The following is a 17800-nucleotide window of genomic DNA, read 5'->3' as shown; positions in this document are numbered from 1 at the left end:
TCCGGCTCACTCATCAATATCAGAAAATGACTGCTGTTGATGGCCACCCTCCCCCCGCCAGGAGGGATTGTGAAAATAGAAAATTAACAAGGGAACGGTGATCGCTATAGCAATTCCACCCAGGTTGAGAGCCACATAAGTTACAGGGTTTTTTATCGTGAGCTGTTCTGGCGGGAAAAATGAAACTACCAAGGCAAAAACAACGGAAATTAAGCCTATTCCAGCAACAATACAAACCCCTGGCAGCCCTCCCGGGATACGAAAACTTCTGGGTAAGTCTGGTTGCGTGATCCGCAATCGAATAATCGCAGCAAACATCATTATGTACATAATGATATATAAGCTAATAGCCATCACTGAAATTAAAACAAAAGCTGTAGATACATTATCCATTAAAATGTAAATGGACGAGATTGCCGCTACCACTACAAACTGTGCGAGGAGAATATTTTTTTGTACACCCACCCGGTTTTCTCGCTGAAACCAGGGCGGCAACATCCCATCCTGGGCCGTAGCCAGCAGCCCTCGACTGGGGCCAGCCAACCATGCCAAGGCACCACTTAGTGCACCATAGCCAATTAGCCAGGAAAGTGCTTGCACGGGCCATTGAATCCCAAGTAGCTGCCCAAAAGCTCTTTCGTAAGCTGTAAATAAGCCAGTTTCTACAGATATCTCTTTATAGGGCAAAATTGCAGCAATAGAGAGTGCGCCGAGAGTGAACACCAGGATGGAAATAATGGCGGCGATGGCAATTACAGCTGGATATCCTCGACGGGTATCACGTAGTTCCGACACATGCGTGGCCTGTGCTTCCACTCCAGCAAAGGCAAGTAAAATACCCCCGAGAAAAGCAATCGCCCCCAAACCGTTAATATGGGGAAACCAGCGCGGGTGATCATAACCATCCCGACGCACTGCTACTTCCGGGTCGGTCAAGGTCTCCCAGCCAATAGGATTACCACTCACCACCCACCACACAGCCAGAACAACTAGAACCAAGCACGGAAATACAATACCCACCAGAAATCCAAACTGTGCCACTTTTACCAGAAAGCGGGTTCCGGTAAGGGCAATCAGTGTCGCTAGCAAATAGGCAAGAATACAAAACCCACCGATATAGTAGGTATTCTGGGCGATGGTATTATCGCCCACCGCGTAAGCCACCGCCGCAGCGGCAAAACCCAACTCCGTGGGATACCAGACAATGCACTCGATCCACTGCAACCATATAGCGACAAAACCCACCTTCGGGGTAAAAGCCTCACCAACCCAGGTATAGACACCCCCAGTGCGCTCTGAAAAGGCGCTGCCAAGTTCTGCCGACACCAGCCCTGCAGGAATCAAGAACAGCAATGCCGCAAAGCCGATATAGAAAAACATCGTCAGCTCTTCTTGCGCCATCATCGGCAGGGTACGCAAGCTGGTAACAACCGTTGCGGCAGTTAGGAGCCCGAGAGCAGCCACAGAAAACATCTTTCTGTTGGCAATATCCGGGGTGCTCGATGCACTGCTCCCTTTTGGTCGCACTGATGGGACCTCCCTGGAGTGCAATATTTTTGCGGCAGTACAAAGAAGCAAAGCCTATCGTGGGAGTCTGCGGGATAGATGGGATAACAGAGGTGCCTCTACCAAGGCATAAGCCGCCCTTTTAGCAACGGACTTATGGAAACATAGAATTCATAGCAAGTCGGTGCCCACACCATCTTTCACCCAAGGAGAAATCGGCCAGGGCAGCGGTATATGGCAGTTAGCCTGGAACCCCATGTTTGGTGTAGATATCGAAGCGGCCGGATTTCCCCTCCAAGGAAAGGTTGGGCTTCATATCAGCCAAATAGGGGGCAAGCTTAGGGCGCTTAACTACTGTGCGGTAGTAGCAGGCCGCCAAGGCAGGGCTCAATAAGCTATCCGCATCCTCATCAATCCCAACCAAATGATGGAAGGCAGCCATTTCCTTTTTGACCTTGGCAGCTTTCCCCCGCGCAGGGAACATCGGATCCAGATAAATAACAGGGATGGATTCCTCCGATTGCAGCGCGAGCCACTCTGACGCCGCCGTACAGCAATCCACCAAGCTCATTCGCTCAGAAATTGCAGCCAACTCAATATCCCCGATAGACGCCTGTCGCAGCCGGCGTATTCCATCTTTCAGCAATTGGAAAACAACCGGGTTGCGCTCCAGCATCTGCACCTCACATCCCAGCGCCGCCAGAACAAAAGCATCTCTACCCAAACCAGCGGTGGCATCGAGGACTTTGGGATGGAAGCCAGAACGCAGACCAACAGCTTTTGCTACTGGTTGAGCTTTACCGCCGCCATACTTGCGGCGATGAGCAAGTGTTCCAGAAACAAAGTCCACCCATACTGGCCCGGCTGCTTTACGCCCGGTCGCACATAACTGCAGTTGCTCTCCGAGACACAACACTTGGGGAAAGTCGACCACATCAGCAGGAGAAATAGCTCCAAGGAGGGGGTAATCTAACTGAGCGGATAGTTCTTCCGCTGCGGAAACATATTCTGGCGCCGCAGCGACAATAGCCAACGATGGACTCACCTGCCCTCCAGGTAACATTGAAAAAGGGAGGCGATGCTAACCCGGTTTTTGTAACCATTCCAGAGCTTGAGCGGACTCCTCTTCGGGAAAGGGACGCACCTCAGCACTGATGAAGTGACAGGCAAGGTTGGGCATAAAGCGGAGGATAGGATTATCGGTAACCACGGCTATCCGGCGGATATGCCGTTGATGCTCTCGAATAAAGCGGAAATGAGAGATCATTGCGACGAAGCTCTCCCAGCCAGCAAAATCTCCCGCATTGACTAGCAACCCTTCTATACGTCCCCGCTTGCTGATGATCGGATCAACTTGCGCGGCTAGCAACTGGAAGTCCTCAACGGTTAACTTCCCAACTGGTCTAACTTCGAGTATTCGATCACCCTGATGCCAGATATGCTCAATCATATTTTGAGAATGCGGCAGGGCCACACTTCTGAGCGGCCCTGCTTTTCGCTTAGCTCGATGTAGCTGAGTCATTACTATTGGTCAGTTATCGTTACTTTCCATCCCCTCATCCTGACCGGTCTCTGCCTCTGTATCTGTTTCAGTGCCGTCGGCGGAGGCATCCATATCGTTGGTCGCGCCCTCTACAGCATCATTGGCTTCCTTTGTAGCATCTTCTACGACCTTATCCGCTTGCTGATTTAGGTCGCCGCCAGAGTTATTGCTCGCCTCTGGCATGGAGCTAGAATCATTAGCATCCGGGCTCATGTTGCCATCTGCACCCATATTGTCTGACCCAGACATAGTAGCGTCAGGTGAGCCCCCGTTATCTGAAGACCCCGGAGGAGCGGGATCGGTTGAGTCAGAGTCCTGAGGCATTTGGGAATCGGGATTGCCCATACCATCCGGGGAATCCGAGGTATCTGCTGGGGCCATTGAGCCACCGCTACTTCCTCCACTAGAGGGAGTAGAGGATCCCCTCATCTGTTCACTCTTCTGCTCCTGCTCCATCGAGTTATAGGCTTCTTTAGCCTTATGCTCGCCGCTGCGCGACATAAAATAACCGATGATCAGTAATAAAATGATCAGGGGAATCAGTAACTTCTTCATATCTGGACCTCTCGACCCCAGGCAAACTCAAAAGAAGACATTAATCATTAAAATCGAGCCGGTTACACAGTGCTGGTCGGTGTACTCTCTCGATAACAATCCCAAACCCTGACACTCCAGCCTGTTTACAACGGTGCGCAACTTAATGAGATGCAGCGCCTGTAAAAGAAGGTCGCGCCAATACTGATAAGAATAACCCGCCTTTGGGGTTCTTCAAGGGAGAGATCTACTTCGTAGCAGTTTGGATTGCTGTAAAGAAAGATTCAGTTAAAACCATTAGTTCTAACAGGTCGACAAGAAAACAACTTACTAGCCCTGTTTTATAAACTCATTAAGTTGGGCAAGTATCGCGGTGGCATCTGACTCAGCAATAACCGCTTCACAGCTCTTCAGGTGTAACCTTCCATAGCTATCCAAATTAGCGAAGATCAGATAGTTTTCACCCTGCTCCAACTTTATATCACAGGATTCAAACCCAAGGCGGAAGGTTATCTCTCCACCCATAGGCCCTTTCCATACCTGGCTTGGCACTGCTGAATAGATATAGCCGGATATAGCTGTAACTCCATCTTCAGACAGTGCGCTATCCACATCCCGGTGGACATCAATCACTTCTACTTGTGCAACAATCTCAGCCTGGGCAAATCGCAACTCCAAGTGAGTAGTAGATGCCGCAGCGATATCTTCAGTCGTATGCACCAGGCCACTCATTAGAAAAAAGAATATACCGCCCACAATTCGGGGGAATAATTCGAAAGACATTTTTTCCGCCACCACCCTCTCCTTACTTGTATTCTTATCGCAGTAGAAATAGCACAAGCCATCAAGATCGGCTTACTGTTTTGTCATAACTTCGAAGAGAAAACTATTCGACAGAAAAATTGGCATGGATTGATCTGAGAGGAAGTGGACAACTGAGCGGGCCACCAAGCTGGCAGCCCAGGCAACCTTTACATCTACTGCTCATATACCCGTATAGGATAAACGATAGATTTTATGCGCAAAATCATCGGAAATCAGGACGCTTCCATCTGGCATTTCCAAAAATGCAACCGGACGACCATATGTGGTTTCCTCCTGCATAAAGCCGGTAATCAGCGGCTCATACTTCGTTATCTCACTATTCTCGACAGTCGCCAACATCACTCGGTAGCCAGATTTTTCGCTCCGATTCCAGGACCCATGCTCAGCAACCAACAGATTGTGCCGATAATCCTTGGGATATTGTTCGCCGCGATAAAAGTGGATTCCCAATGGCGCTACATGGGCACCAAGGTTTAACACGGGTTTAGAGTAGTCAGCAGCGTTCTTACCCAGCCCAAATTCCGGGTCTGCAATATCATCTCCATGAAAATAGGGATAGCCAAAATGCTCTCCCCAAAAACTCACCTTATTGATTTCGCAGGGCGGGATATCGTCCCCCATCATGTCCCGGCCATTATCGGTAAACCACAATTCATTGGTTTGTGGATGAAAGTCAAAACCAACTGAATTCCTTACCCCGTTGGCAATAATTTTTGTTTTTTTAGAGGACAAATCCAGGGAAAATATCTTTGAATAGTTTTCATTGGCATCACAGATATTGCAGGGTGCGCCCACAGGCACAATTAATTGCCCTTCACGATCAAAGCGTAAGAACTTCCAACCATGATGCCTATCCGTCGGAAATTGATCGTAAACAACTTCTGACTTTGGTTGATCCAGATTACGCTCTATCTGGGGAAAGCGAATAATTTTATCGACATCAGCCACATATAAGTCGCCATCCTTGAAGGCTATACCTGTAGGAGCCTTTAGGTTTTCCATCAGGACCCAGCGCTTATCTGCCGCGCCATCATTGTCTGTATCTCTTAAGGCGTAGACTTTCTTTGCTCGAAAAGAGCCGGAAAAAACTGTCCCCGACTCAGAGCGAGCCAGTTGTCGAGCCGTTTCAACATCTTCGGCAAAATAGCTGAGTTCAAACCCCTCAGGTACTTGCAATTGATCCAGGGTTATTTCTGCTTGTACCGCAGAGGCAAACAGCAAAGTGGCGAACAATATCTTTTTCATTCTTATTAGCCGACAGAAAAAAGAACATCTTAACTCTCGACATAGAACTTGACTAATTTAGCGCAAGAAAAGGAGTTGAAATACAGGCTGGATACGATGAGCGGTAAAAAGTTTTCCGAGGAGGCAAAACAGAAGGGATTCTAGAGGTTAGAGTAGACTCGAGACCCAGGACATTATTGTCCAGGGCCTCGCTGTACACAGCCCTCTGGCTGTATCACTAGTACTTACAGTGGCAACAATTCCAGCTCAACTCTGCGATTGGCCTGGCGCCCAGCTTCAGAGTCATTGCTGGCAATAGGATAGCGCTCACCGTAGCCTACAGCTTGAACACGACCTGAAGACACGCCCTGACCGCTGAAGAAGCTGGCTACAGAGTTAGCACGCTGCTCACTCAAGCTCTGATTGTAAACATCTGAACCAGTGCTATCGGTATGGCCGCTGACTCGAATTGCAGTTTTATCGAACTCCTGCAATACAACAGTGACCGATTCCAAGGTGTCATAGAAGTCTGTACGAATATCCGCGCGGTTAGTACCGAAGGTAATGTTACCCGGCATGATCAGGCGAATATTATCACCTTCACGCTCAACGCGTACGCCGGTACCTTCCAGGCGCTGACGCAGCAACATTTCCTGACGATCCATATAGTAACCAATGCCACCACCGATCGCCGCGCCACCCAGGGCACCTGTCAAGGCTCCCTTACCACGGTCTTTCTTACTGGCAGTAGCGACACCAACGATCGCTCCAGTTACAGCTCCAATTCCAGCCCCCTTGGCGGCATTACTGGTCTTACTTTCACCTGTGTAAGGGTCCAATGTGGAACAACCAACCATCGAACCCAGTGCCAGGGCTGCTACCCAATATTTCATTATTGGCTCTCCTAACGCATTTTTAAGTAACGGGTATTGAGCTACACATGTCTTGTGCAATCTCTGTATTGTTCAACACACTATCTGACTGGCGGCTGAACCAACCCAATGAAATTTTCCATAGACTAAAGCGAATTTATTGTCAGTTCTACTGACTAGTCCCCATTACGTACTAACTATTCATAACTACGTACCAATGACGGACAAAATAACGAGCAAGAAGTGATCAGCCTCCCGGTCTTCCACAAAATCTGTGGATAAAACTGTGCACTAATAAGCTATCCGTGGCGCCAGCCGGCGTAAACTCTCGCCTACAGCGTTTTGCACATTTTTTAAACTCTTCAGTTTTTCTTTAAAAAACAATAAGTTAGAAATCTGCCTTGGCATTAAATAGCAGTGGATATCTTCTTGCTTGAAGGCAAATTTTGCCAACTGCGCATGTGGAAAAGTTTGTCAATAGCCTCGCGCTCCACTGAGGCAATTTTTTTAGACGCTTTTGTTTTTAAAGTCGCCCCCAAGAGGCAGCGAATACCACTATGTCTGTCATTTAGTAACAAAAAAAATTTCGTGCCAGCCCCTGTGGACTTCTATAAAAACCCTTTTGTAACCACTGAATTAGTAATGCGGAGGTTTTTCATCCAGCGGCTTGCCGGCCCCCTGCATCTCAAAAGCAATCGTCCGATACTTTTCGCCCAACTCGCGCATATGTGCGAGTAGAGTGCGAATATCCGTATCCTGACGAGTAATCACATCATTTAATTGGCTTATAGTGTCTTCCTGGAAAGCCAAACGGCTCTCCAGTTCATCGACCCGCTCTACCAGAGCCTTTATTTCTTCAGTCATCACAACAACCCGTAAAGAACATCTACCAGACCGACCGCTCGACGATCCATAAATAAGCTCTGCCCCAAACGAGTTGTCACGTATCCGAAGCCCAGCCCTTTTTCCGGATCAGCAAAGCCGACACTACCACCCGCTCCCGGATGGCCAAAGCCCTGGCTACCCCCAAAGCGCAAGTCCGCCGCGGAACTGCTGCGAATAAAGCCACAACCAAAACTCACCTCAGCCTGCAATACTTTATCGTGGCCATGACTCTGCTCCTTTGCCGCTTCATCTATCAACCGCTTGGGCAAAATAGTCGGCTCGTCACAGGTGAGTTCACCGTAAACCGCTGCCAGGTCTCTCGCACTGAAGTGGCCATTGGCTGCAGGAATTAAAGCACCGCGCCACTCGGAGCTATTGGTACCCATCATCAAGCTCACCGGGTTGCTAAATGCCATCGCAACAGGCCCTTTGCGGTCTTCTTTTATGGCGCGGCCAATGGCATTTTCCCGAAGCTCTGGTAAGGGTTGTTTCAGCGGGCTGACATCGGCAATTCTCTGCGAGAGGTGTCCATTTGCCCCAAAGCCCCCATCAAGATTGAGGGGTTTGGCTAGCAATTCCCGATAAAGTTCCAACAAGGGTTTTTCAGCAACCCTTTCAATTAATCCACCCAAGCTCCAGCCGTATAAGAATGGGGCGTAACCCTGTGCACTTCCGGGCTTCCACCAAGGCTCGCTGCCAGCCACCTGGTCGCAAGCGGCCTGCCAATCGTAAATCAAACTGTCTTTTACCCGCTCACGGAAAGCGACAAGTCCGCTGCGGTGGCACAGCAATTGGCGTGCGGTGACAGTTTCTTTGCCTGGGGCAAATTCAGACCAGTAATCCGCTACCGGGCGATCCAAATCCAGCTTGCCTGCGGCAACTTGCTGCATCGCCAATACTGCGAGAATACCTTTGGAAGAAGAGAATACATTGGCCAACGTATCTTCGGTAAATGGCCTCTCTGCACCTCGATCTGCACTTCCCGCCCACAGGGAACAGATTAATTCTCCGTGCTGGCGCACGGCAAAGGCCGCTCCTGTATCACCACACTCGCGAAAATTTCTGGCAAAAGCATCGTAAAGAGCCTCTAAACCAGGGGCACAAAAGCCGTATATGTCCATGTATTTACGTCCAGATAATTCGGATAACTCTGTTGCAAGCCCGCAAGGGTAGTTTCTTCCACTCTGCGGCGCAAATCGGTAGTATTGCGCGCTCATAGCGAGGGATAAATATGACTCAGGAAAGCGCAATTCAAGATCAGATCCAGGGCAATCATTGCTTCGGCTGTGGCCCAGATAATGACCAGGGCCTGCGTATTAAAAGCTACTGGACCGAGAAGGATCAAACCCGCTGCGAGTTCCTTCCCAGCTCCCATCACAATGCCGGACCTGCTCAATATTTAAACGGTGGAATTATCGCTACGGTTATCGACTGCCATACCGTATGCACAGCCATCGCCGATGGCTACCTGCAAGCCGGACGAGCTGTCGGCACTGGTGACAAGATCTGGTATGCCACCGGCAAACTGGATATTAGCTATCTGGCACCGGCTGCCATCGATAAACCGGTCATTCTCGAAGCCACTATTGTTCAGCGCTCCTCCAAGAAAACTGTTCTGCACTGCAATCTCACCAGCAATGGACGCCTCTGCGCCAAGGCAGAAGTCATAGCAGTCCGCGTCCCTGATGAATGGTAAAACCATAAGCTGATAAATGGCTGCCGGCCCTGTTTTGGCCGGCAGTGACAAAGTGCGAATAACTTACAGCGCTTCGCTCTCTTCCATATCCTCCAGGCGATGGCCACAGAATTTGCAGTATTCCGCATCTGGGTCATGGGCACTACGGCTGCAGTTATCACAGCGCTGTTGCACTCGCTCCCGATGCATTTCTCCAGCCAATTCCGCCGTTAGAATGCCGGTAGGCACTGCAATAATTGAGTAACCAATCAGCATGGTCATTGCAGCAATGCCCTGCCCCAAAGGCGTTTGCGGAGAGATATCGCCATAACCAACGGTTGTGATGGTCACAATAGCCCAATAAACACTCGTGGGAATACTGGTAAATCCGTGGCCTGGCCCCTCCACCACAAACATCAGGGAACCAAAAATAATGCACATAACCAAAACACTGGAGTAAAACACCAGGATTTTGCGCCGGGCCAGCCCGAGGGCTCGCAACAAGACGTTGGCATCACGTAAGTAGCGAACCAGCTTCAGGATTCGGAAGATCCGCAGCACCCGCAACAGGCGAATCACCAAAAGATAGGTGGCGCCAGTATAGAGAAGCGCCAAGTAACTGGGGAGAATTGCGAGCAGGTCCACAATCCCATAGAAACTGAAAATATATTTGCGGCGATTCACCGTGCAATATATCCGGGCGATATATTCAATGGTGAAGAGGCCAGTAAATACCCATTCCAGGCCGATGAGTAAGTGCTCATAGCGATCGCGCACCGTACCTATGGAGGTCAGGAGCACCAAACCCACGCTGATCAGGATCGCCCAGATCAAAAAAACATCAAAATTCCGCCCTGCCCGGGTCTCGGTTCCAAAAATTACCTCATTGAACAGTTTGCGACGTCCCGTCAACGCCATCTATCACCTCAACTACGCTGCTGTTTCATATTGCGGCAAAATTCTAACCTCTCAGGCTTCAGGGGTCGCCCCATTTTCAACATCGTTTACAGCGGCTTTGACATCCTGCGCACCTCGGGCACAATTCCCGGCATTTTCAGCAAATACCAACGGAGTATTCCCAGCCATGGCTAAGGAGAATCGTCTCGTCTATTCAACTGACCTCGGTCGAATTAAAGAGGAATCCAAGACAGAGAAGCGCCGTGATGGAGATGGCATAGTTCGAATCCAAAGGGAAACCAAGGGCCGCAAAGGCAAAGGGGTGACTTGCGTACGCGGGCTGCCAGGCACTGACAGCGAACTCAAGCTGCTCCTGGCAGAACTCAAGAAGCGCTGTGGCTGCGGTGGCGCCCTCAAAGATGGAGTGATTGAGATTCAGGGTGACAAGCGTACTGAGATCAAAACATTCCTGGAATCTCGCAACCACACGGTAAAACTGGCCGGCGGTTAGCCGGCCTTAAGCAGTCGCAGTGGCTTTAACTGCAACTGCTTTTCCCGCTCCAAACACTGACTCAGCAAGGCGGCTAGCTGGATATGATATTGCTCCAGAATCGCAGCGCGAATGTGTTTGCAACGCGATTCCAAAACCTGCAGAGAATCCAGCACTTCCTGTCTCCCTTGTGGCAGCTGCCTGAAAGGCTCCCCCTGAGCTTTCAAATTTATTGCCGCCGCCACCCCTTGCTCTCTTAATAGAGCCGAACTCTCCACTGCCGCTACTATGGCATCTATCTCTCGCAAAGACAGCGCCGTATATTTTTGCAGCAGTTCCCTTTCATTCAACTCTGGTGATAGGTGCTGGGCAAATATTGCCAGCGAGTGGCTATAACCGGCGAGCCGATCCAGATGTGGTGCCAAGCTATCGTAGGCGGCCAAATGGCGCAGCTGATTCCTGGCTGTTTGGCGCTGATCCGTGGGCATAGTTACCAGGGATAGACACAGGCGCTGATAGAAAACACCATAGATCTGCTGTAATTGCTTGTGTGACTCCTCCAGTTCAGCGCGCTTAACAGCGATCTGCTCTTGAGCTCCTGCAAGGCTGGCCCCCTTCAAGCAAAAGTCTTCAGCGGTAAAAGGGATTTTGCCGCGTATCAGCGCCGCTCCCAGCTGCATTGTAAAAACCCTGATCTGCAAGTCCTCACGGCGTCCACGCAAATCACGCAACTCCACCAGTTTACTGCGCAGCCAATCGATAGTGCCCTGCAGATCCAGCGCCTGTATTTCCGCAGAGGATGGCCTGCGCAGAGGCATCAGGGTCAAGGGCGCCAGGCGATTGAAATACTCGTCCAGTACCTCAGCAGACTCCTCTGACTCCTTACTTGAACTCAGTAAAAGTCGGTTTTCGACCATCTCACAGTCTTTGCCAGCAACTTCAGACGTCACAGCGGTTGCCAGCCCGGCAAAGTCCACAAACATGGATTGCAGGGGTATCGCAGATCTAACCTGCCCCACAAATTCCCGCTCAATCAACACCGTTACACATTCACTGTCGATCGCCTGCTGAATATCCCAGGGGTCCCTGGCCTGCGTCATAGCAGCCTCAACTACATCGCAGGTATCAACATCCAGATTCTCCTGCATCCAACGGACGGCATCGGGAATATTTGCACAACTGCGCCCCAGCGCCTGGGCTTCGCGATTAATTTCTGTCACTAAGAGATCTGCGTGCACTAACCGATGCCACTTCCTAGCGAAGTCTGCCAACGCATCACTACCTATTATCTGCGCCGCAACACCGTCAGCCCTCTCCTGTAGCATTACGGCACTGCCTGCGGTTAAGCGGCAATGCAGTGCCTCCAGGCGCTGCAAGATAGGGAGCAAAATATATCCACCTGTCACTAGCATACGGTGAAATGGCGCGGCCAATGCTCCCGGAGTATTATCCGGGCTAACAACACTGCGCTCATTTTCAAAAGCCCACTGCATCAGTTCCAATCGCTGCACGGTGCCGTAAGTCAACCAACCAAGTGCGCCGAGCAAACGGCCGCGATAAAAGGCGAGCCCCCGGCCCACGAGTGCCAGGACCTCCTTTCCGTTCAATGAGGCGACGCTGGCAAGCCCTACCGTAAGTGGTAAATTCTGCCTAAAAACCTGAAGAAATCCCGGCTGGGACAGAATATGGGAGTCTGCACTTACAAAGACCTGGCTGATCTTTGGCAGCCCTAGCTTATCGACCAATGAATTAATTAACTTCAAGGCCTCCTTACTTTCAGAGGGCAACAGCTGACGGGGCTCCGATGAATCTCGCAAACGGGAGGATAAGCAGAAAAATGGCCAGACAAACAGCAGACCAACAAGCAGGGCGAGAAGTACGGTTAAAATACTCAGCGACACCCCCACCCAAGTAAGTTCTCCCTGCCAAACGGCCATAGGGATTTGCCATAGGGCATATCCACTGGAGAAAACACAAGCGAACAGTACCAACCAGAATATTGAGGGCACGATTACTGCTTTGACCACTCCCCAAACTGCCTTGCCCTGACTCGTGACACTGTCAGCCTGTAATCGGCCTGCATCAGATAAATACCACTCAACCGAATCCTGGGAGCCTTCCGGCTTTATTGCTGGATTGCCTGCGGCAGGAGTGGATGAAACGACTTTCTGGGGCTCGTCTGCTTCGAGAGTTTTCTGGCTAACAGGAACAAAAGGGTCAGTACCAGCGCGCGCCTTATCCGGCGCATCCACCGATGCAGCATTGACCTGGGCCTTGCGCCGCTGGGCGACTTTTATCTTTGCAATCAGCTCGCGGTTATCAAACCGTCCCGCCGGACAAACCTCCACTCGCAGGCCAATTTTCTGCAGACTGGTGCGAAACTCCAGCGCCTGGTCAGAAACCAACCGATCTTTAATTACCCAGCCTTTTAGTAGCAGCCTGCGCGCCTGGGGCTCCGAGATAGAGAACAACTTCGCCACATCCCGGATAACCGGACCCGGTTCTTTGGCGTGAAGTGTCCTTCCCGTGGAAACCACCTGGTACAAATCCTGGCCCGCCATCTCCCTCTCCTGTCACCAAGTGACGCAAATTGTCACATTTATTACATCTTGCGCGGAGAGTAAAAGATTCAGAGAAAATCAGTTGCGCACCAGTTCTCACCAAGCCAGTTCAAAAACAAAAATGGCAGGAAAGAAGGCAAAGTTCACAGTTTTTCTGGCACGCTTTGCCAATTTAGGAAGAAATCAGGGAGTGAATATCGCTAGAACACGCGCCGCCAGATCTGGAATAGACAACCCCTTATCTCTCGGCTTATACCAACTGTATGTGTGACTCAAGGCACCGACCAGCAAACGCCTTACCAGTGCGGGATCACCACCAGGACATTCGGCGGCCTCAATAGCGTCCAGCCATATCTGCTCATACTCCTCCCTTAGGCGCAAAACCTCCTGCTGACTCTCTTCGGATAGGCTTCTCCATTCCACCACCAGGATAGAAAAACCCGGTACTGCCAACCCATGAATAGCCTCTAATTCACACTGAATACAGGCCTGAAGCCTCTCTTGCGGTGTTCGACTCTGTTCCGCTGCGGTTCGCATTCGCGCACCGGCAAATATCGTCACCTCCCGCATTACTTCGCAGAGAATCTGCTCCTTACTAGAGAAATGATGAAAAATACTGCCAGACAAAATACCCACTTCCGCAGCGAGATCCCGCACTGTTGTGCGGGCGAACCCTTTTTGCTCAAACAATCGCGCTGCAGCATTCAGCAAGCGTCCACGGGCAGATTCAGGATCTGTTAGCACTCCCTCTGCCACCAAAGCACCTACCAGCTGCTGCGGCGATAACTCTTCGGGAACTCTCACTAAATCCTGCCCACTTTCAATCACGAACCACTCCCCGTATTGATCAATTTGAGTCAAACATCTTAACGGCCCTGAGAATTTTTAATCAAATAGGCGCCAAGTATTGAATACCAAGCGCTTGCTTGGTAGCGTTAAGCTATTCTGCGTTTTCCCACACGCAGGCGCAAGCGCCGACAAGAACAATAAAAACTGAATAAGCCGTAAGGCCGTAAAAAAGGAAACTTTCATGCGCTATCAAAGCCAGCTGCGCTCCGGCAGCTTTAGCGAGCAAACCTATATCGTCACCGGCGGCGGCAGCGGTATTGGACGCTGCATCGCCCACGAACTGGCCAGCCTCGGCGCCCATGTAGTATTGATCGGGCGCAAACTGGACAAGCTGGAAAGGGTTGCCGGCGAGATCAACAACGATGCTGGCGAGTGCAGCTTATTCAGCCTGGACATTCGCGATGAAGAAGGGGTGCAGGAGACAGTGGGGCAAATAGTCCAGGCCCGGGGCCAAATTCACGGATTAGTGAACAATGCCGGTGGCCAGTTCCCCTCCCCCCTTGAGCAGATCAACACAAAAGGTTTTGATGCTGTTGTACGCAGCAACCTGCTCGGTGGCTTTTTAATGTCCCGAGAAGTTTTTGTTCAATCTATGAAACAGCACGGCGGCAGTATCGTAAATATCACCGCAGATAACGCAGGCGGTATGCCAATGATGGGGCATTCCGGTGCCGCTCGAGCAGGCATGGAAAATATTACCGAAACTTCCGCATTAGAGTGGGCGCCATTTGGGGTTCGAGTCAACGCCGTGGCGCCAGGTTATATTCTCTCCAGCGGTTTTGATACCTACGACCCCAAATTCCTGCGCGAGCTATTACCGGGCTTCCGAGACAGTATTCCCCTCTATCGATTGGGAGAGGAAGCGGAAATTAGTGGGGCCGTGTGCTTCCTGCTTTCCGATGCCGCCAGCTATATCACCGGACAAACGCTGCGTATCGATGGTGGCTCGAGTCTCAAACATCACTCTCCCCTTTGGCAGCCACAGGCGGCCCGTAACTCTAAGCGCTTCAACGGATTCCATCGCAAACGCCGGCCGCAGGTAGTGGAAGAATTGGAAGCGGAGGGCAAGCTCTAATGCAGCCGATTGATTCCCAGCTCGACAACCGCTCGGCAGAGTTCAATGACAACCAAGCTGCCATGCTGGAACAGATCAACCATTTTCGTGAAGCTGAGCGACGTCCGGTACAGGCAGAGAAAAGTAAGGCTGCACGCTATCGTGACCGGGGCTGGCTGCTGCCAAGGGAGCGCCTTAATTTATTGCTCGACCCCGGCGCGCCTTTTGTAGAGTTGTGCTCCCTTGCCGGCTATAAACTTTTTGACGACCAGGATGGTACCGGTGCGGGTGGTGGAGCCATTTGTGGCATTGGCCAGGTCAGCGGACAACGTTGTATGGTTCGGGTGGATAACTATGCCGTAAAAGGTGGCACCATCTCACCAGCCGGGATGGATAAAGCCCTGCGAATGCAGAGGATCGCTCTGGAGAATCATTTGCCGATTGTCGCCCTGGCACAAAGTGGTGGTGCCAACCTGATGTATGCCAGCGACACTTTCGCTCCCGGTGGACGCGGATTTGCTAACCAGGCTCGAATGTCCGCTGCCGGTATTCCGCAAGTAACCGTGGTACATGGCGGCGCTACTGCCGGCGGTGCTTACCAGCCAGGCCTGTCAGATTATGTGGTCATGGTACGCGGGCAAACCGGTATGTATCTGGCTGGGCCGCCGCTACTGAAAGCAGCCACCGGTGAAATTGCCGATGCGGAAAGCCTCGGCGGAGCGGAAATGCACTGTACCGAATCCGGCAGTGGCGATTACTTAGCTGAGAACGACGCCGATGGTATCCGCATAGCGAGGGAAATTATTGCCGCCCTACCCTCCCCCATTAAAAGCTCAGTACAAAAAGACTACCGAGACCCATTGCACCCTATCGACGACCTGCTCGGCCTGATTCCAGCAGATAGTAAAAAGCCCTACGACGTGCGCGAAATTCTCGCTCGTGTAGCCGACGGCTCTGCCATGTTGGATTTCAAGCCGGAATTCGATCGACAAACCGTATGTGGTCATATTCGTATCGAAGGCTTCCCTGTGGGAATTATTGGGAATAATGGCCCGATCACCCCCAAGGGGGCCAACAAGGCCGCGCAGTTTATTCAGTTGTGCGAGCAGAGTGGCACGCCACTGCTGTTTTTACATAACACCACCGGCTTTATGGTGGGTACCGAGGTGGAGCGCAACGGCATCATCAAGCACGGGGCCAAAATGATTCAGGCCGTGGCCAATGCCAGCGTACCAAAACTCAGTATTGTCGTGGGCGGTTCCTATGGGGCCGGCAACTACGCCATGTGCGGTCGCGGATTCGATCCCCGCTTTATTTTTGCCTGGCCCAACTCCCGCACCGCAGTTATGGGCGCAGCCCAGGCCGGCAAGGTAATGCGCATCGTCACCGAGCAAAAAATGCAACGCAGTGGCAATGTGGATGAGACTGTATTGGACAAATTGGAAAATGACACCAGCGCATTTATGCATGGCAATTCCGATGCTCTCGCCTGCAGTGCACGCCTCTGGGATGACGGCATTATCGATCCCCGCGATACACGCAAACTTTTAGGTATGTTGCTAGAAATTTGCAATGAGGCCGAGCAGAGAAAACTCAATAAAAATACCTTTGGCGTAGCTAGGTTCTAACGAAAAACCGGGGCAACAAGGAAGTGCGGTTGCCCATTAACACAATCACCGGGTTCACACTTCAAGGCAGGGAAAACAATAATGATATTTAGCGATCAACACCGGGAACTACAGCGCACTGTACAAAACTTTGTACAGCAGGAAATCAATCCCAATGTGGCGGAATGGGAAAAGGCCGGCCGCTTTCCTATCCACGAAATTTTCCAACAACTGGCCAACCTGGGCCTGCTGGGCATCAGCAAGTCCACGGACTTCGGTGGTCTGGGCCTCGACTTCAGTTACGAAACCGTTTTCCTGGAAGAGCTGGGCAGCGCCCACTGTGGCGGTGTACCCCTGTCAATTTCAGTGCAAACCTCCATGTGCACCCCGGCCCTGGCTAATTTTGGCAGCCAGGATTTGAAAGAACAGTTCCTGATTCCCGCTGTGAGTGGCGAGATGATCGGTGCAATTGCCGTTTCCGAACCCGGCGCCGGTTCCGATGTTGCTTCGATTAAGACCACCGCCAAGAGCGATGGCGACGACTATGTGATTAACGGCAGCAAGATGTGGATCACCAACGCCCCCTGCGCCGATTTTTTCTGCACCCTGGTCAATACCAGTGAGGGCAAAGCCCATAGCAACAAATCCCTGGTCATTATTCCGGCGAAAACGCCTGGTGTACGCATCGGCGAAAAACTCGACAAATTAGGCATGCGCTCATCGGAAACCGCTCCCATCTTTTTTGACAATGTACGGGTGCCCAAACATTTCCGTATCGGCGATGAAGGTGCCGGATTCCTATTGCAGATGCTTCAGTTCCAGGAAGAACGTCTCGCCGGCGCCGCGCTGAACTTAAAAGGCCTGGAGCACTGTGTAACCAGCACCATCGACTATGTGCGCGAACGCCATGCCTTTAAATCGCCATTGATCGACAATCAAACTATCCACTTTGCCCTCGCAGAAATGCAGACCGAAGTGGAATGCCTGCGCTCTCTAACCTGGCGCGCGGTGGAAGCTTATGTGGCAGGTGAAGATGTCACTACCCTTGCTTCAATGGCCAAGCTCAAGGCTGGTCGCCTGTCCCGCTCTATTCCCGATCAGTGCCTGCAGTTCTGGGGTGGCATGGGCTATATCGAGGAGACTGTAATCAACCGTGCTTACCGGGATAGCCGTCTCACCGCTATCGGCGGCGGTGCAGATGAAGTAATGCTCGGCATTATCTGTAAGCTGATGGGCATACTGCCCAGCAAACGCAAACCCACCGCGTGAGGTCAGGCC

At 51.3% G+C, this 17800-nt stretch carries 17 protein-coding genes; 5 read left to right on the top strand and 12 right to left on the bottom strand.

The window, feature by feature from the left end:
- Positions 1 to 6 precede the first annotated feature (6 nt).
- The 9 genes from ACJJIW_RS15760 to ACJJIW_RS15720 form a co-directional block, all read right to left on the bottom strand.
- Complete coding sequence (locus ACJJIW_RS15760) at positions 7 to 1527, bottom strand: amino acid permease (protein ID WP_444935668.1); 1521 nt, start codon at positions 1525 to 1527, stop codon at positions 7 to 9.
- Between the two features lie 220 nt (positions 1528 to 1747).
- On the bottom strand, positions 1748 to 2551 hold the full coding sequence (locus tag ACJJIW_RS15755; RefSeq protein WP_444935667.1) for a class I SAM-dependent methyltransferase: 804 nt from the start codon (positions 2549 to 2551) through the stop codon (positions 1748 to 1750).
- A gap of 36 nt (positions 2552 to 2587) precedes the next feature.
- Positions 2588 to 2956 (bottom strand): SpoIIAA family protein, encoded by a 369-nt coding sequence (locus ACJJIW_RS15750; RefSeq protein WP_413665487.1) that lies wholly within the window; start codon positions 2954 to 2956, stop codon positions 2588 to 2590.
- 81 nt (positions 2957 to 3037) lie between these two features.
- Complete coding sequence (locus tag ACJJIW_RS15745) at positions 3038 to 3604, bottom strand: hypothetical protein (protein WP_282933165.1); 567 nt, start codon at positions 3602 to 3604, stop codon at positions 3038 to 3040.
- A gap of 309 nt (positions 3605 to 3913) precedes the next feature.
- A complete protein-coding gene (locus tag ACJJIW_RS15740; RefSeq protein ID WP_282933166.1) occupies positions 3914 to 4366 on the bottom strand; it encodes a netrin-like domain-containing protein in 453 nt (150 codons plus the stop codon).
- Positions 4367 to 4567: 201 nt separating this feature from the next.
- On the bottom strand, positions 4568 to 5653 hold the full coding sequence (locus ACJJIW_RS15735; RefSeq protein ID WP_444935666.1) for a PQQ-dependent sugar dehydrogenase: 1086 nt from the start codon (positions 5651 to 5653) through the stop codon (positions 4568 to 4570).
- A gap of 224 nt (positions 5654 to 5877) precedes the next feature.
- On the bottom strand, positions 5878 to 6525 hold the full coding sequence (locus ACJJIW_RS15730) for a YiaD family glycine zipper/OmpA-like lipoprotein (RefSeq protein ID WP_282933168.1): 648 nt from the start codon (positions 6523 to 6525) through the stop codon (positions 5878 to 5880).
- 615 nt (positions 6526 to 7140) lie between these two features.
- Complete coding sequence (locus tag ACJJIW_RS15725) at positions 7141 to 7368, bottom strand: SlyX family protein (protein ID WP_282933169.1); 228 nt, start codon at positions 7366 to 7368, stop codon at positions 7141 to 7143.
- Positions 7368 to 8510 (bottom strand): serine hydrolase domain-containing protein, encoded by a 1143-nt coding sequence (locus ACJJIW_RS15720; protein ID WP_444935665.1) that lies wholly within the window; start codon positions 8508 to 8510, stop codon positions 7368 to 7370. The genes ACJJIW_RS15725 and ACJJIW_RS15720 overlap by 1 nt, the downstream gene beginning before the upstream one ends.
- Positions 8511 to 8620: 110 nt before the next feature.
- Here ACJJIW_RS15720 and ACJJIW_RS15715 point away from each other — a divergent pair, with 110 nt between their 5' ends.
- Entirely contained in the window at positions 8621 to 9085 is a 465-nt protein-coding gene (locus ACJJIW_RS15715) for a PaaI family thioesterase (RefSeq protein WP_282933171.1), read from the top strand.
- A gap of 63 nt (positions 9086 to 9148) precedes the next feature.
- Here ACJJIW_RS15715 and ACJJIW_RS15710 read toward each other — a convergent pair whose 3' ends face one another.
- Complete coding sequence (locus tag ACJJIW_RS15710; RefSeq protein WP_444935664.1) at positions 9149 to 9982, bottom strand: ion transporter; 834 nt, start codon at positions 9980 to 9982, stop codon at positions 9149 to 9151.
- 166 nt (positions 9983 to 10148) lie between these two features.
- On the opposite strand from ACJJIW_RS15710, the gene yciH reads away from it, so the two are divergent.
- The gene (gene yciH, locus ACJJIW_RS15705) at positions 10149 to 10472 is read left to right on the top strand and encodes a stress response translation initiation inhibitor YciH (RefSeq protein WP_282933173.1); all 324 of its coding nucleotides are present in this window, start codon (positions 10149 to 10151) and stop codon (positions 10470 to 10472) included.
- Here the strand turns inward: yciH and ACJJIW_RS15700 are convergent.
- Together ACJJIW_RS15700 and ACJJIW_RS15695 are read right to left on the bottom strand one after the other, a co-directional pair.
- Positions 10469 to 13012, bottom strand: a complete 2544-nt coding sequence (locus ACJJIW_RS15700; RefSeq protein ID WP_444935663.1) for a mevalonate kinase — start codon at positions 13010 to 13012, stop codon at positions 10469 to 10471. The genes yciH and ACJJIW_RS15700 overlap by 4 nt on opposite strands.
- Positions 13013 to 13195: 183 nt before the next feature.
- Positions 13196 to 13840, bottom strand: coding sequence for a TetR/AcrR family transcriptional regulator (locus tag ACJJIW_RS15695; protein ID WP_444897600.1), 645 nt, complete (start codon positions 13838 to 13840; stop codon positions 13196 to 13198).
- Between the two features lie 202 nt (positions 13841 to 14042).
- Between ACJJIW_RS15695 and ACJJIW_RS15690 the strand changes: the two genes are divergently transcribed.
- The 3 genes from ACJJIW_RS15690 (at position 14043) to ACJJIW_RS15680 (ending at position 17791) form a co-directional block, all read left to right on the top strand.
- Complete coding sequence (locus tag ACJJIW_RS15690) at positions 14043 to 14936, top strand: SDR family oxidoreductase (protein ID WP_444894137.1); 894 nt, start codon at positions 14043 to 14045, stop codon at positions 14934 to 14936.
- Positions 14936 to 16543: an acyl-CoA carboxylase subunit beta gene (locus tag ACJJIW_RS15685; protein WP_444935662.1), complete on the top strand. Its 1608-nt coding sequence runs from the start codon at positions 14936 to 14938 to the stop codon at positions 16541 to 16543. The genes ACJJIW_RS15690 and ACJJIW_RS15685 overlap by 1 nt, the downstream gene beginning before the upstream one ends.
- Before the next feature lie 81 nt (positions 16544 to 16624).
- Positions 16625 to 17791, top strand: coding sequence for an acyl-CoA dehydrogenase family protein (locus ACJJIW_RS15680; protein WP_282933178.1), 1167 nt, complete (start codon positions 16625 to 16627; stop codon positions 17789 to 17791).
- Positions 17792 to 17800: the final 9 nt, after the last annotated feature.

Source organism: Microbulbifer maximicatervae (SeqCode) (assembly GCF_052467815.1).
The sequence above is the reverse complement of the archived record's forward strand: the minus strand, read 5'-3'. Positions and strand labels throughout refer to the sequence as shown.

Bases quoted from the DNA above. Each gene is read 5' to 3' on its own strand.
- ACJJIW_RS15750 (WP_413665487.1), bottom strand. From the start codon at position 2,956: ATGATTGAGCATATCTGGCATCAGGGTGATCGAATACTCGAAGTTAGA.
- ACJJIW_RS15745 (WP_282933165.1), bottom strand. From the start codon at position 3,604: ATGAAGAAGTTACTGATTCCCCTGATCATTTTATTACTGATCATCGGT.
- ACJJIW_RS15740 (WP_282933166.1), bottom strand. From the start codon at position 4,366: ATGTCTTTCGAATTATTCCCCCGAATTGTGGGCGGTATATTCTTTTTT.
- ACJJIW_RS15735 (WP_444935666.1), bottom strand. From the start codon at position 5,653: ATGAAAAAGATATTGTTCGCCACTTTGCTGTTTGCCTCTGCGGTACAA.
- ACJJIW_RS15730 (WP_282933168.1), bottom strand. From the start codon at position 6,525: ATGAAATATTGGGTAGCAGCCCTGGCACTGGGTTCGATGGTTGGTTGT.
- ACJJIW_RS15725 (WP_282933169.1), bottom strand. From the start codon at position 7,368: ATGACTGAAGAAATAAAGGCTCTGGTAGAGCGGGTCGATGAACTGGAG.
- ACJJIW_RS15720 (WP_444935665.1), bottom strand. From the start codon at position 8,510: ATGGACATATACGGCTTTTGTGCCCCTGGTTTAGAGGCTCTTTACGAT.
- ACJJIW_RS15715 (WP_282933171.1), top strand. From the start codon at position 8,621: ATGACTCAGGAAAGCGCAATTCAAGATCAGATCCAGGGCAATCATTGC.
- ACJJIW_RS15710 (WP_444935664.1), bottom strand. From the start codon at position 9,982: ATGGCGTTGACGGGACGTCGCAAACTGTTCAATGAGGTAATTTTTGGA.
- yciH (WP_282933173.1), top strand. From the start codon at position 10,149: ATGGCTAAGGAGAATCGTCTCGTCTATTCAACTGACCTCGGTCGAATT.
- ACJJIW_RS15700 (WP_444935663.1), bottom strand. From the start codon at position 13,012: ATGGCGGGCCAGGATTTGTACCAGGTGGTTTCCACGGGAAGGACACTT.
- ACJJIW_RS15690 (WP_444894137.1), top strand. From the start codon at position 14,043: ATGCGCTATCAAAGCCAGCTGCGCTCCGGCAGCTTTAGCGAGCAAACC.
- ACJJIW_RS15685 (WP_444935662.1), top strand. From the start codon at position 14,936: ATGCAGCCGATTGATTCCCAGCTCGACAACCGCTCGGCAGAGTTCAAT.
- ACJJIW_RS15680 (WP_282933178.1), top strand. From the start codon at position 16,625: ATGATATTTAGCGATCAACACCGGGAACTACAGCGCACTGTACAAAAC.